Source organism: Bartonella sp. AC62GZZY (assembly GCF_042196525.1).
Lineage (GTDB): Bacteria > Pseudomonadota > Alphaproteobacteria > Rhizobiales > Rhizobiaceae > Bartonella.
This window is the reverse complement of record NZ_JBHIQN010000008.1, coordinates 1-13,393: the sequence shown is the minus strand read 5'-3', so window position 1 is coordinate 13,393 and position 13,393 is coordinate 1. Positions and strand designations below refer to the sequence as shown.

At 38.3% G+C, this 13,393-nt stretch carries 15 protein-coding genes; 6 read left to right on the top strand and 9 right to left on the bottom strand.

What is annotated here, in order from left to right:
- Nucleotides 1–741: 741 nt before the first annotated feature.
- From ACFIML_RS06070 to ACFIML_RS06050, 5 genes are all read right to left on the bottom strand, one after another.
- Nucleotides 742–894 carry a hypothetical protein gene (locus ACFIML_RS06070; RefSeq protein WP_375606492.1) on the bottom strand — a complete coding sequence of 51 codons (153 nt, stop codon included), beginning with the start codon at nt 892–894 and terminating at the stop codon, nt 742–744.
- Between the two features lie 530 nt (nt 895–1,424).
- The gene (locus ACFIML_RS06065; RefSeq protein ID WP_375606491.1) at nt 1,425–1,637 is read right to left on the bottom strand and encodes a hypothetical protein; all 213 of its coding nucleotides are present in this window, start codon (nt 1,635–1,637) and stop codon (nt 1,425–1,427) included.
- On the bottom strand, nt 1,630–1,842 hold the full coding sequence (locus tag ACFIML_RS06060) for a hypothetical protein (protein WP_375606490.1): 213 nt from the start codon (nt 1,840–1,842) through the stop codon (nt 1,630–1,632). Before ACFIML_RS06060 ends, ACFIML_RS06065 begins: the two co-directional genes overlap by 8 nt.
- Entirely contained in the window at nt 1,766–2,002 is a 237-nt protein-coding gene (locus ACFIML_RS06055) for a hypothetical protein (RefSeq protein ID WP_375606489.1), read from the bottom strand. The genes ACFIML_RS06060 and ACFIML_RS06055 overlap by 77 nt, the downstream gene beginning before the upstream one ends.
- Complete coding sequence (locus tag ACFIML_RS06050) at nt 1,999–2,661, bottom strand: lysozyme (protein ID WP_375606488.1); 663 nt, start codon at nt 2,659–2,661, stop codon at nt 1,999–2,001. The genes ACFIML_RS06055 and ACFIML_RS06050 overlap by 4 nt, the downstream gene beginning before the upstream one ends.
- 181 nt (nt 2,662–2,842) lie before the next feature.
- Here ACFIML_RS06050 and ACFIML_RS06045 point away from each other — a divergent pair, with 181 nt between their 5' ends.
- Nucleotides 2,843–3,151: a hypothetical protein gene (locus ACFIML_RS06045; protein ID WP_375687638.1), complete on the top strand. Its 309-nt coding sequence runs from the start codon at nt 2,843–2,845 to the stop codon at nt 3,149–3,151.
- Between the two features lie 667 nt (nt 3,152–3,818).
- Here the strand turns inward: ACFIML_RS06045 and ACFIML_RS06040 are convergent.
- The 4 genes from ACFIML_RS06040 to ACFIML_RS06025 all read right to left on the bottom strand — a co-directional run bounded on the left by ACFIML_RS06040 (nt 3,819) and on the right by ACFIML_RS06025 (nt 9,312).
- Complete coding sequence (locus ACFIML_RS06040) at nt 3,819–4,745, bottom strand: YopJ/AvrA family T3SS effector serine/threonine acetyltransferase (RefSeq protein WP_375687636.1); 927 nt, start codon at nt 4,743–4,745, stop codon at nt 3,819–3,821.
- Between the two features lie 326 nt (nt 4,746–5,071).
- A complete protein-coding gene (locus tag ACFIML_RS06035; RefSeq protein ID WP_375606485.1) occupies nt 5,072–5,998 on the bottom strand; it encodes a YopJ/AvrA family T3SS effector serine/threonine acetyltransferase in 927 nt (308 codons plus the stop codon).
- Between the two features lie 328 nt (nt 5,999–6,326).
- Nucleotides 6,327–7,271, bottom strand: coding sequence for a YopJ/AvrA family T3SS effector serine/threonine acetyltransferase (locus ACFIML_RS06030; protein WP_375606484.1), 945 nt, complete (start codon nt 7,269–7,271; stop codon nt 6,327–6,329).
- 1,474 nt (nt 7,272–8,745) lie between these two features.
- Nucleotides 8,746–9,312, bottom strand: a complete 567-nt coding sequence (locus ACFIML_RS06025; protein WP_375687634.1) for a hypothetical protein — start codon at nt 9,310–9,312, stop codon at nt 8,746–8,748.
- A 1,809-nt stretch (nt 9,313–11,121) separates the two neighbouring features.
- On the opposite strand from ACFIML_RS06025, the gene ACFIML_RS06020 reads away from it, so the two are divergent.
- The 5 genes from ACFIML_RS06020 to ACFIML_RS06000 all read left to right on the top strand — a co-directional run bounded on the left by ACFIML_RS06020 (nt 11,122) and on the right by ACFIML_RS06000 (nt 13,337).
- Entirely contained in the window at nt 11,122–11,643 is a 522-nt protein-coding gene (locus tag ACFIML_RS06020; RefSeq protein ID WP_375687632.1) for a hypothetical protein, read from the top strand.
- A gap of 86 nt (nt 11,644–11,729) precedes the next feature.
- On the top strand, nt 11,730–12,206 hold the full coding sequence (locus ACFIML_RS06015; protein WP_375614473.1) for a hypothetical protein: 477 nt from the start codon (nt 11,730–11,732) through the stop codon (nt 12,204–12,206).
- A 48-nt stretch (nt 12,207–12,254) separates the two neighbouring features.
- On the top strand, nt 12,255–12,821 hold the full coding sequence (locus tag ACFIML_RS06010) for a hypothetical protein (RefSeq protein ID WP_375687630.1): 567 nt from the start codon (nt 12,255–12,257) through the stop codon (nt 12,819–12,821).
- The gene (locus ACFIML_RS06005; protein ID WP_375687628.1) at nt 12,811–13,008 is read left to right on the top strand and encodes a hypothetical protein; all 198 of its coding nucleotides are present in this window, start codon (nt 12,811–12,813) and stop codon (nt 13,006–13,008) included. Before ACFIML_RS06010 ends, ACFIML_RS06005 begins: the two co-directional genes overlap by 11 nt.
- A gap of 11 nt (nt 13,009–13,019) precedes the next feature.
- Nucleotides 13,020–13,337 carry a hypothetical protein gene (locus tag ACFIML_RS06000; RefSeq protein ID WP_375687626.1) on the top strand — a complete coding sequence of 106 codons (318 nt, stop codon included), beginning with the start codon at nt 13,020–13,022 and terminating at the stop codon, nt 13,335–13,337.
- Nucleotides 13,338–13,393 lie beyond the last annotated feature (56 nt).

Genomic DNA, 13,393 nt, shown 5'->3' with positions numbered 1-13,393 from the left:
TTTCTAAGCTTTTTTCCATAGAAATAATAAAGAAACGGGTCTTCTGGGCCCGTTTTTTTTTATGCTTTTTCACGTTTCATACAGTTTTTCCTTTTATGACAGTTCCTTTATCTTATAGGATTGTTCTATTCTCCACTGGTTTATCTACCGTCATTGTGAATGAATCTCACTCTTAATCCATAGCTTTTTCTCTTGTTTTTATGAAATGCTTCTATTGTGCGGGGATCGTGGTTTCCTTTGAAAATATTTTGCTAATAAAAATACAATTCTTTGATTTATAGTCAGTTATTCCTAATACAGTTCTGTTTTTTCATTTCAGATTTATGCCTGCACCGTTAAAAAATCCTGGGTTTGTGCTTCATAAGGTGAGAGGTCACTACGGTTTTTATGAACCAACGCAATCATTAAAAGTCAGTAGTTAAGAGTTAGTACCTATTGAGCGTTGGAAAGACAGAATTGAAAAGAGCATGATGGGGCTGGTTTGTTTTTTATGAATAAGATGCTGGTATTTCAAGCTTTTGCATAGAGGAATAAGCATCTCTCTGTTTAGTTGATCTCTGAAATGGGGAGACTGCTCCATTTGAGAAGCTTAAAGATAAAAGCTAATTTTTCGCCTTGCTCTCATCTTTTTTTCGGTAAGCTCATCACCTAAACTGGAGCCAAACCCATGTTGTTATACTCAAGTTCTGTTTGTTGCCTATATTGTGACAGAAAATTCTTGAGTAGGGAGCAATTTTTGAGCTAAGGGGACCATGACAGGTAGCCAAAAAAATCATGACGAGACAATAGGCGTGCTTGTGTTAGAATTTTTAATGCTTCTGATGATAAAGGCACGCGAAATTCTGTTGTAGCTTCATGCTTTCTTTTCATATTTTCGAGCCAAGGATTTTCCATATATTCTCTTCAACTTGACCTTTATGCATAGGACATAAGGGCATTGAGAGGGTGGGAATTGAGAGGCAGGGAATTGGGGGGCAGGGAATTGGGGGGCAGGGAATTGGGGGGCATTGAGAGGCAGGGAGGAGCCAGCTTGCTTTTTTATTAAACGTAAAGATAAGAGGTTTTATGTAAGGCTCCCATTACATTGCTTGTTTATGCGCTTCTTTAAAAGAAATATTTTGTAATACAAAATTCTTGGCTATGCTATTTATGAAGAGTATAAAATCATTTGGATATCAATAGATTATTTAAAAAATGTACGTTGGTATGATCCTTTTCTTATGTTACCAAAGTTATTGACTTACGCGTTGGTTAAAAATCTCTCTTCATGCTCCTAAATTCATTTCATGAAAGTGTTTGTGAAGAGTGTATAAAAATTTCTCGTGAGACGTGAAAAATCATCAATAAAACTCCATGTGTTCAAAAAATAACGAATGGCTTTTTATATTTAAAAGATTTAAAACGTCTCACGTTTTTTATTTATTTTAGAGCTGAATATTCGATTTTTGTGTAAAAATACTTCCCAGCACATCTATGATTCGTGAAAAATCAAGCGCTAATAAGAAAATGATGAAGATAATCCACTTCGTATAGCGTGACATCATTTTTACACTTTTATACGTTGTGATGATTTCTTGTAGGACTTCTTTTTCCTTTTCTGTAAGCTCTGTTTGTTTTTCCGTTTTTTTTCTAGCCATGTTTCCACCCACACATGTGTTCCCCTTGTTTGTTATGCTTTAAAATATCTCTTGCGAGATTTGAACTGATGATATTGAGATCTTTGTTGTCTAAATAAATGGGCATCCAACCAACGCAAGAAAAATGCTCATTGATTGTTTTTATCGCGCAACCAGTGAGTAAGAGAAGCGCGTACATCAGCATCACTTTTTTGATTAATTTCATTTTCCACCTCTAGCCGTGTTGTTGATGACTTTAGCGTTTTTTCTATTTGCTTTTGTTGTTCAACCTTCTTTCCAAGAGTGAAAGCTTTTGCTAAAGCGATAAAAAAAGCGGTCAGAGCCGCTCCTGTTATCATTAGATTTTTTTTCAACCACCACATCATAAGCGCTGCTCCCGAAACCGTTTTGCCACAAAGAAAATGCCAACGCAGGCGGCTAAAACCATAATGGTTGCTAATGCCCATTGGATGGGACCATTGCCTGCCAATAAGCCTCCAAGTCCAGAAAAAGAACCAATAATCGGTGTAAGCGCTTCTGCTTTGAAAAATCCTGTTGGTGCTTGCGTTTCTACAGTTTGATAGTTGGAAGAAACATAAGCCCCTTTTGCCCATAATCCCGATTCTGCTGCACGACGGTGCACTAAACCGTGAAGACGTTTTCCTCCTGCTTTAGTCCACTTTTGTAACTCAGCAGGGACAGCCTCATATTCGCCATTATTGAGCTTTTTTAGAAGGGTCGAATTACAAAAAGCCGATGTTCCTATATTATAGCAAAACGATACGAGCGCGGCGAATTGTTCATCCGTTAAAGAAACTGTCACATGTTTTTCAACGGTATTTTCAAATTGTCTTAAATCTTGAGAAAGAATTTCTTCTGCTTGTTTTTCAGTAATGATCATGCCCTTGTGAACGAACGGTTGGCCAGCCGTGGTGGTATGGCCATAGCCGATTGTCCACACCCCGATGGAATCTTTATAGGCTTGTAAACGCAATCCTTCCCATTGTTTAATGAGTGCAAGCCCTGCTGATGATATTTTTCTCATTTACTTCTCCATAAAATAAAGCCTCACGTTAACGTGAGGCTGGTTGACAGATTAAAAATGAATTTTTTCACGCTTCAAAAACAGAAAAGAAGAAAAAATTAATTAAATCAAAATGTTACCTGTGTAATTCTAGGGGGCATGGTTGGATGTGGTCATATTTTCCGTTGGGAGAGTGTTGTTGTTGGTTTTGAGACCCGTTCCCATGGGGTGGTTTGTTGATCGCGTCTTATTGGTGCGGGCGGTGTTGATGTGGTGCACACGGGGTCATTGCCATTGTGCTGGCGGTTTTGTTGGCGCGGGGGTAGCATGGTGGGGAAAGGACGATGGGCTCCCCCCGGTTAAGCTGGTTGTGAGGGGGAGAGGGTTCTATAAAAAATTCCGTATAGAGGTGCATTCTGGTCACATAAATTCTTTTTCTCTTGTGAGAAAGAGTTTTTGCAAGGGGAAAGGGTTTGTTTGTGGGGATGGAGAGCGTTGTTGTTGGTTTTGAGATCCGTTCCCATGAGGTGTGGTTTGTTGATCGCGTCTTATTGGCGCGGGCGGTGTTGATGTGGTGCACACGGGTCATTGCCATTGCGCTGGCGGTTTTGTTGGCGATTGTGTTAGTGGTGGCATGATACGGGTGAGGTTGGAGGGGTGACATGTATGGTATGGTGAGTGGAACTCTTAGAAGGGCACTGTTGGCGCGGCAGGGATTGGGAGAGGTGTACAATTATTTGTGTTGGCAGTGGTTGTGAGGAGTGAGAGATGGAGAGAACGGATGGTGTGTGATTGTGGGGACAGAGAGCGGCTGTTCGTGGTGGTTTGAGAGCATGGCATTGATGTGGGGGTGTTTGAGATACGAAGTGGATACTCTCAGAAAAACAAGACATATGCTTTTACTGAAGACGAAAGCATTAAATATTTTATGTATCAAGCGTTTTGCTTATCCAAAGAGCCTCATTGTTACACAGAGCTTTGGGCTAACAAGAGCTGTGGAATTTTGATACAATTTTAAGAGGGGCTGGTTTTATAGGACAATGGTGTTTTTCTTTAAGAGGAAAGTTGTTGGCTATTTTTGTTTTAAGAGAGCAAAAGCTGGTTTGCTTAGAGAAATCTTAACCGTAAAGCAGCCTCTCTTCGTTCTTTGATGAATAGGAATATGGAAAAAGCCTTAATTACATCGTTAAAGATTTGTATTCAGTAATCCTTTTTTGGTGGGAGGAAACAGAAACAGTTTTTCCTTCTGTTGTTCTTAAGTTTTTTTCAAACCTCTCTCTCAGAGTTTCCCCTTTTTTGTTGACTGTTTCATGTTCAGCTTCCGGATGGACTTTTAAATAGTGTTCTAGACGTCTTTTTCCTTGCGCATGTTTATAAAAAGTGGTTGGAAGATAGGAATCTAACTTTTCAGCAGATACAGATGAATTGGGTTCACATAATACACCCTTAACATTATCTTTGTGCAATTTTGCTAATTTATCAGATTCAAGATGAAGCTTTTTGGCAAGGCTTAAGCTGAACATTCCACATTCAGAAGAGCTTCGCTGAATATCCATTTCTGCTGTGGTAAAAGAATAAGGAGGCAGTTGAAGACGTTGAAGGGTTTGATTTATTTTTATCCCTAGTTTGCAAGCCGCGATATTCTGAAATGTTGTAGGTTCAAGCATAATCAAAGAGATTTTCTCATCAACTTTTTGATAATCAAGGACGGCAAAGTGGATTTTGCTTCCCGAATTGACTATAAATCGCGCAGATTTTGCGTCGCTTTCAACGACTTCTTTTAGGGCGTGCGAAAACTCTTCTGCTGTAAGAGCCAATTTGAGATTCATGTCTGGATATTTGCTGTTTGCTTTTTCTACGAGAGCTGGCATCAATCTAATATCTGTGTTTTCATAATAAGAGTTAATCCAACGGCCGGTTACAAGATCTCTCTCTAAGCCTGTAATAATATCTTTTAATTCGTCAGAATTCGGTGCAGTATGTTCTTCTTCTTTTTGGATGGAACTTTGCATTAAACGTGCAATAAGGTCTTCTAAAGATTCATTTGCACTTGCTCCTTCTGGTGTTTGTGAGGAATGAGGGAGGGAAGAATCTTGTGGCTTCATAATCTTAGCCTCTATATTGATGATCGATAAATGGTATTATTTCTTCAATTTTGGCTAAACAATGTTTGCAGGAAAGATTTTTATCTAAAAAAAACAAAGAGATGAAATCATCTTTATTTTAAAAAATTTTGTTACCAAAGACAAAATCCCCCGCTTTTCAGAGTCAAAGGTAAGGTATCTTTTAAGAGGTCACGTTGCTTATTGTTTGCATCTTTACCTCCTTCAAAGGGAAAAGAAGATTTGCTAACAACAATTTATACCTTACCGTAAAGACGCAAAGCCCCATTCTTTGTGGATGTGGAATATGGCTATGGCCAAAACGCTTATTACATCATTAGAGATTTGTATTCTGTAGCTCTTTTTCTGTGTTGTGAAACAGAAACAGTTTTTGTCTCTGTTTCCACTAAGCTTCTCTCAAATCTTTCGGTTAGGGTTTCGCCTTTTTTGTTTACTTTCTCCTGTGCTGCTTCTGGATTGGCTTTTAGATATTCCCCAAGACGTCTTCTTCCTTGCACGTGTTTGTAAAAAGAGGTTGGAAGATATGTATCTAACTTTTCAGGAGATAGAGGTGTATCTGGTTCACATAATACACCCTTAACATTATCCTTATGCAGTCTTTCTAATTTTTGAGATTCGGTATGAAGCTTTTTAGCAAGGGCTAAGCTGAACATTCCACATTCAGAAGAGCTTCGCTGAATATCCATTTCTACCATGGCAAAAGAACAATTGGGCAACTCATGCGCTTTAAGAGCCAATTGTGTTCTTAATGCCAGCACTGCTGGTTTCATATTGTTGAGTGTTGTAGGTTCAAAAAATATCACGGAGGTTTTGTCATCGATGGTTTGATGATCAATCACTGAAAAATGGATTCCCCTGTCCTTTGTGTGAATAATAAATCTAGAAGATTGAACGCCGTTTTCGATGGCTTCTTTGAGTGCAAGGGCAAAGTCGTGAGATGACGCTGCCAATTGAAGACGCATGTCGGGATATTTACGATTTGCCTGATCTATCAAGGCTGGCATTAGTTTAAGGTCTGTACTTGCATAATCAGCTGTGAACCAACGACCCGTTGAGATATCATCCTCTAAACGGGCAACAATATCTTTTAATTCCTCACGATTGAATGGGATATCTTTGCCTTTTTCGCTACTGGGTTGTTCTAAATGTGCAGCAAGAGTGTCTAACGATGCATTTGCACTTGCTCCTTCTGGTGTTTGTGAGGAATGAGGGAGGGAAGAATCTTGTGGCTTCATGCTATTAGCCTCCATATTGATAATCGATAGGTGATATTATCTTCTTCAATTCTGGCTAAACAATGTTTTGCAGGAAAGATTTTTATCTAAAAAAAACAAAGAGATGAAATCATCTTTATTTTAAAAAATTTTGTTACCAAAGACAAAATCCCCCGCTTTTCAGAGTCAAAGGTAAGGTATCTTTTAAGAGGTCACGTTGCTTATTGTTTGCATCTTTACCTCCTTCAAAGGGAAAAGAAGATTTGCTAACAACAATTTATACCTTACCGTAAAGACGCAAAGCCCCATTCTTTGTGGATGTGGAATATGGCTATGGCCAAAACGCTTATTACATCATTAGAGATTTGTATTCTGTAGCTCTTTTTCTGTGTTGTGAAACAGAAACAGTTTTTGTCTCTGTTGCTACCAAGCTTCTCTCAAACCTTTCGGTTAGGGTTTCGCCTTTTTTGTTTACTTTCTCCTGTGCTGCTTCTGGGTTGGCTTTTAGATATTCCCCAAGACGTCTTCTGCCTTGCACGTGTTTGTATAAACGAGCTGGAAGATATGGATCTAATTTTTCAGCAGGTAAAGGCGTGTCTGGTTCACATAACACACCCTTAATATTATCTTTGTGTAGTCTTTCTAATTTTTGAGCTTCGAGATAAAGCTTTTTGGCAAGGCTTAAGCTGAACATCCCACATTCAGAGGAGCTTCGTTGAATATCCATTTCTACCATGGCAAAATGAATATTCGGAAATTGGTGATGTTCAATGGATTGTCGCGTCCTTAATGCCAGTAATGCGGGAAGCGTGTCACGCAGTAAGGTCGGTTCAAAAAAGATCAAAGATGTTTTATTATCAATGGTTTGATGATCGACAACCGCAAAATGAATTCCCCTATCTTGTGCGTTAACGATCAGCCTAGAAGATTTTATGCCCTTTTCGAGCGTTTCTTTGAGTGCAAGGGCAAAGCCGTCTGGGGGGCTTGTAAGTTTGAGATTCATCTCTGGATATTTACGATTTGCTTGATCGACCAAGGCTGGCATCATGTACAGATCTAGAATATCATAATAATTTTTGATCCAACTGCCATCGGCATTATGCTTTTCTAAACCGGCAATAATATCTTTTAATTCCGCACGATTAAAAGGGGTGTTTTTTATTTTTTCAATGTTAAGCCGTTCTAAATGTGCAGTAAGAGTGTCTAATGATGCATTTGCACGCGCCTCTTCAGGTGCACTTGCACCTTCTGGGGTTTGTGAGGAATGAGGTGGGGGGGAATCTTGTGGCTTCATACTATTAGCCTCCATATTGATGATCGATAGGTAATATTATCTTCTTCAATTCTGGCTAAACAATGTTTTGAAAAACAAGCCTTTGCATCTTGAAAGGTGAGGCGATGAGAGCATAATAATGCCGTTTTCATATTTTTATGCGTGTAGTGCTCATCATTGCTGTGATGTATTATATTGGTATTTTATAAGGGGATTATTAGGGCGTTCTATTGGGAGCCCTTATTGAATACCACTTGTTTTGAAAATCTCAAAATTATGGGGCTGTTGGTGATGCAAATTGTGTAATGCAAAAGAAAACAGTCAGAAAAGGACGAAAGATACCTTCAAACCGTAAAGTTTTAAACATTGCCGCGAAACACACTGTTTTATAACAGTCTATGATAATGCGAAAATTTTATGATGAAATCTGGACGCAGAAAACCCCTTACCGCATCTACCATTAAATACGATTTTTCATATTCTGTCAACCGCAAAACGATTATTTTTCCTTTTTTATCGCGGGAAAAAATCTACAGAAAAAATCTCATTCATTAGCTATGCAGCAAAATATCTTGTTTTAATGGAAAAGTTTTTGATGTGGCAAAAAACATTTTCTCCTTTGAGAAAGGAGGGGAAAGGTGAAGGGAGAATTGTGGTTTTGAAATCCGTGGTATTTTATTGATGAAATTGGGAAGGCGGTGGTTGGAAGGTGTTGCGGGGGCAAAGCTTTAGGTGTTGGCGATTTGTGGGGGTAATTAGGGCTGTGCAGGCTGTCGTATTAGTGGTGGTGTGATGGGAGGGTTATCGGTGCAGTTGTTGATGAGGGAGGAGATTGTTGGTAGGGGCTTTTTCTTTCGTTTAAGGGATGATGCTTTTAATTGTGTCAAAAAATAACGGGTTATTTTAATGATAAGTTATTGATTTATAGTGAATATTTTATCATTATTTATCTTGAATGAGAAATCCAGATTATGCTGAAATAAAAGCCATAGCTCTTGTCCGTCATAAGATCAGAAGAGCCATATAGAATTGTACAAGAAAAGACGTAAAATGACGATAATGAATTGTCTGAAGAGCTAAGGATGTCGCGATATTGGGTGAAGTGTATGATGAGGGTGGTTTGTTACAATGGGGGTAGAGGGAAGAATGTTGCTGTTTTTTAAAGAGGGGGCAATATTTATCTTGTCCATGCCGTGAATATGCCGTGAAATATTGTCCTTTGAGGCATGGATTAAGTGAGGCACTGGTAGGTATAAGGTTAAGTCTCTTTGACAGTTGAAGTATTTTTTAAAGAACGTGGTGGATATTTTTAAGCTTGTTTGTTGTGCGCTTTAAGCTTGTCAATCTCATGAAATTCTATGAAAGGGCAAGCTCAGAGGTTCTCAAGAGCACCCTGCCAAAGGGGGGCTTTATAAAGGCGCTGGTTATAAAGAGGCATGTTATAAAAGGAGGGGGAGAATCTTTATCCTGTGAGGGGGAGGAAATGATGGGTGTTTTAGCCAAGGCTCTTTTGGGTAGAACTGTCAAAATGTTTATAAAGGGCATCAAGAATAATACGCAACGAGCCAACAAGATTAGGCAGCGGTTGATCTTCTATAACAAGATAGTGTAATGCCGCATGAAAGTTGTGTTGACGATGTAGATATTGTGCTTCTTTAATCGCTTCTTGCATAGCTTCATAGTGTTCCGTTGCTCTTTGGATCCATTGCTTTTTTGCTTTCTCATCTGATGCGCTGTGCGTAAAACCATCATAATAACCGTTTGGTAAACCTTTTGCACATAAATAGTCGTTTCTAATTTGCAAGTATTGTTGCGCCGTGTCATATTGCTCTTTACTGATGCCTGATGAAGCCTCTTTATAGCCAAGCAAACAAAGACGCCCAATATAGGTTCCGACAAGCGGATTTTTCGCTTCTTCGAGGCTTAAACCAAAGTGTTTGGCACGCATTTCAATCGCAGATTGAAGCCCAGATTCGCTGGAGCTTTGGGCACGTGAAATACGGCCTTTGGGCTCTCGCTTTCCTGTTACTTTTGATCTACCGCGTTTTTTACGTATTTTCATGAACTTAACCATTTGAATGAAAAAGAAACTGTCTGTTGATGGGGGACAGTGATGTAAAAAGCACTTGGCGCAAATATTGGGGGAGCAAATACTTAAGGGGGAGGGAGCAAATACTGTGGGAAATATCAGCCGTTGCAGATCAAAAAACAAACGATACTAAAGGCGTTTTAATGCAAAGAAAAGCAACGGTGTGGGGCGAAAAAATCATCTTTAAGGTGTTTCTTACTATTTTTATCTTATCCCTATCAGTCTTATTTTCCGCCCCTATTATGCTTATTTTTTTATTGCTAGCGGATTATTTGCTTTCTAAATATTTCTTAACTGTTCTTGAGAAATTGAATTCTCTTGAGAAATTGAAGGAAAATTTTTGTCAAATGTGAATGAAAAAATAAGAATGGATTTCAAGGGCATGTCATCGTCTTTCTAATAGGAAGTTTTTTCTAATGGGATTATTTGTCTCTTTTTTCACGAGCGCTTTGTGGAAATTTTTCAATTCCACTTTTGAAAGGTCATTGTTTTCTTAAGTTGGGAGCTTGTTATTTGGGTTCTCTTATTTTTTGTTGTTGGGCGCTTTCCCAAGATATTTGATATACATCACGCTGTTAAGCATACTTTTATCCTTTATAAGAGATATATTGTCTTCTGTTGAGTGGCAGAGAGCGGCAAAAAGCAAACCTCCACATTCTATTATAATAGCATAAGATGCCCTATGTTTTCAAATAAAATATCATTTATTGGCTTAAAATAAACTGTGAATGATCCCGCTATTTGGTTTAGTATTTCCTTTGTAAGTATCCTTTATAGAGTATAAATTTTCCGTTTTAATGGATCTCATCATAAGACGAGGGGATGTCGTTTAAAGGACGGAATGCATTATCGAAAGAAGCTGTTTTTATAAGAAGAAAGTGCCTTTATAAAAAGATGCTTTTATAGGAGATGCCTTGATGAATGTAGGGGCTGTATCAATGTGGGGGCTGTGAAATGTTTCATCTTTAATGAAGGATTTTTAAAATGAAGCCTTTTTGATTAAGAAGCTTTCAAATGAGGATTAAGGTTGTTTGTTGCACGCTTTTCATACTGGATAATCGGTTGCGTGTTTGACTTTGTTTTTATGTTGCTTTTTAAAGAGGTATGTCTTAGGGCTCTCTTTTGCCCATTTCGCAAGGGTGCTCATGAAGGGTACAACGATAAAGTTCCCAATGAAATCCATATAAAGTTTGAATAATATAAAATCTATTGAACACTTCCGTTTTTACACTTGTAAAGAAGAAAGTCTATAGCATCACACATTTTGCCAGCTCTCATTGTTGCGGACAGCTCTTGGCATTTGAGACGCTTCCTTAGAGGCATTTATCATCCTTTCTTAATGTTTTACTCTATACGGCTCTTTCTGCTTGTAACGCGCAAGAGACATGGTTTGGATCGATTTAATATGGAATAGGCTTGGAATAAGACAATCCTACGGTATTTAGGGTTCTCATTTAATATGAAAAACAATAAATTGTTATAAATCAGTGTATTGTTTGTAAACTTTACACATCAGATATTTCTTAGATTGAATATTTTTGCTTGTTGAGTTTTGTGAAACATTGTCTTTTGAAGTGTGGGTAATAGATAAGAGGATACAATGGCATTTGTGCTTGTGAGGCTTAGGGATTGTATGTTGTCACGTATGAGAAATTTTAAAAATAGACTTAAAGGGTCTTATAGCGCGTGTTTCATGGTGAGAAGAGTGCTAGATAAACCGGTTTTGCTGGTTGCATGTTTTCAAAGAGTGAGTGGGCATGTTAGAAGTGAGAAAATATCCGTATGATCGAAGATAAATCACAACACCAATTTGCCCATAAGGGAAATACGGCTTTTGCGTCACAGCCCGTGTTGAATCAGTGTGCGGTTTTCAAAAAATGGACGGCTCTCTCAACAGGCGATTATATCATCATTTTGTGTTTGGCTATCCTCTTGTTGGTGCTTTTTGCCGCGACTGTCTATATGAATCCTTTGGAGTTTTTTCACGTTATATCCAAAGAACAGTTTCAAGCACTGGGACAAATGGAACAAGGAGATCTTCGAAAAATGATTAAAGAGATCTTGAAACAGCCTTTTGAAAATAATCCTGCAATCGTGTTTTTGCGTGATGCGGGATGGAATAGTGTTTGGGCTTTTTTATGTCTTTTGCCGCAAATGATTTTTGGTGTTCTTGTGGTGTTCTTTCCACTCTTTTTTGTCTTTAACGCTATCTCTAAACGGGAGGTGAAGGAAATGATGAATCTGTGGGATACATTGCCAGAGCAGCAACAACTAGACAACCAATTTCTCAACAGAACACAATAGGGAAACAAGTGGCTGCTTCTTTTATAAGTACTTTTGTAATTTTTACCACAGTATGGTGGAGTACTGTCATGTTTTTCGGGGAGATCATGATACTTTTTTCTACTCTGATGACAATCTTGGTACTTTATTATTCTTTGATAAAACGGACAATATTGTTGTGTGGGATGCGGCGGAAATTAAAAAAGGGTGCATTGCAGAATTTGGGGTATAATCAGAAAGTCAGCATAGGACAAAATACAGTTTTTGCAACAGAGCTCAGCTCCCTTTCTTTTAAAGAATCTTTGGAACTTTCAAGAAAAGATTATTTTATCATCGTTTCGATAGCCTGCATTGTGATTGTGGTTTTCGCAGTTTTGCTCGCTTTTTTTGCTTTTTTTCCAAAATCTGCGATTTTTTTACACAATTATATGCCTCTATTGTTTAAGGTTGGCGTTTTTGGCATGCAGCTGCTGTTTTGGTTTTGTGCGTGTATTGTTGTTTCTTTACCTGTCATTTTAATCTTCCATAATCTCCTTCATTATGGCGTGAAAAAAACAGTGAAGGAATTAGAAATGTTTGTTTGAGAAGAGAATAAAAATGATGATTTCACATCAATGCGATAGGGGAAACAAGTGACTATTGTTATAAAATTTTTGGCTTTTTTAGGGGTCACCATCATTGCCATTGTAATGTTTATGGTTATGATCCGGCTTCCTTACCGGTTGATCAAACATATCAGGTTATCTTTTAAACTCGCTCAAGACTTGAAAAAGAGTACAACGCAAAAAAAGCAAGCCATACAACAATTGCGTAATGATCTGGGAGAAATGAAAAGACACAATCTCGCCCATAAGACCCTTGATGCGACAATGCGCTTTCTTAACTTCAAAGAATCTCTGCCTCTTTATTCAAAAGAATGTAAAATAATTCTTTTTATCCTTATTCTCTTTTCTGTTTTGCAATCTTCTTTCTCTATCGCAAATTTTGTATGGTGGAAGAATGATAGTGTTGCCTTTATCATGCAGCTGTTGAGCCTTCTATGGTTTGGGCTTCTTCTCTTTTTTCCGATCATTGGAATCATGTGCATAAAGTTAACGAGAAAATTGAACAAAATGCTTCAACAATTGAAAGAAGCAATACAACAACGCGATCAGGCAATTCGTATGCAGAACGTGGAAGGGGGGCAAAATGACGAGTAGTTTTATAACATTAATAGCCATTTCTTTCCTGTTCTTTACGCTCTTAAGTGTTTTAATGTGGGCGCCAATCGTTGTCATTTATTACCTGTTTATCAAGCGTGCGCGGCTTTATTGTCGCGTGAAAAAGGAACTGAAATGCGTGCTGAATGAACGCGATATTGCCTTAAAACAGATCTCCCCAAAATAAAAAGCAGCAGAATGTTTGATAAAAAGCAGCTTTCTCTTGTTTGGCAAGACTATAAAAAAATATTCTATCTTTCTACGGTCATGGCGACTGCTCCAATAGTTATAACTGTTGTCGTTAAGATATGGAGAGGGCAGGACTTTGTTTCTCTTGTCGTATTCGAGCCACTGGCATGGATGCTTGCCTGTACTTTTTTATTCTTACCGATTGTTTTTATTATGCGTTTTATCGTGACCCGTCAGTTGAACAAAATGATACGGCAATTAGAAGAAGAGGTTGAGCAGAAAGGAGCGCCCGTCATATTATACGATGTGAGCGAGGGGAAAAAGTGAGTGAGGGGAAAGTGAGCGAGGGGAAAAAGTGAGCGAGGGGAAAGTGAGTGAGGGGA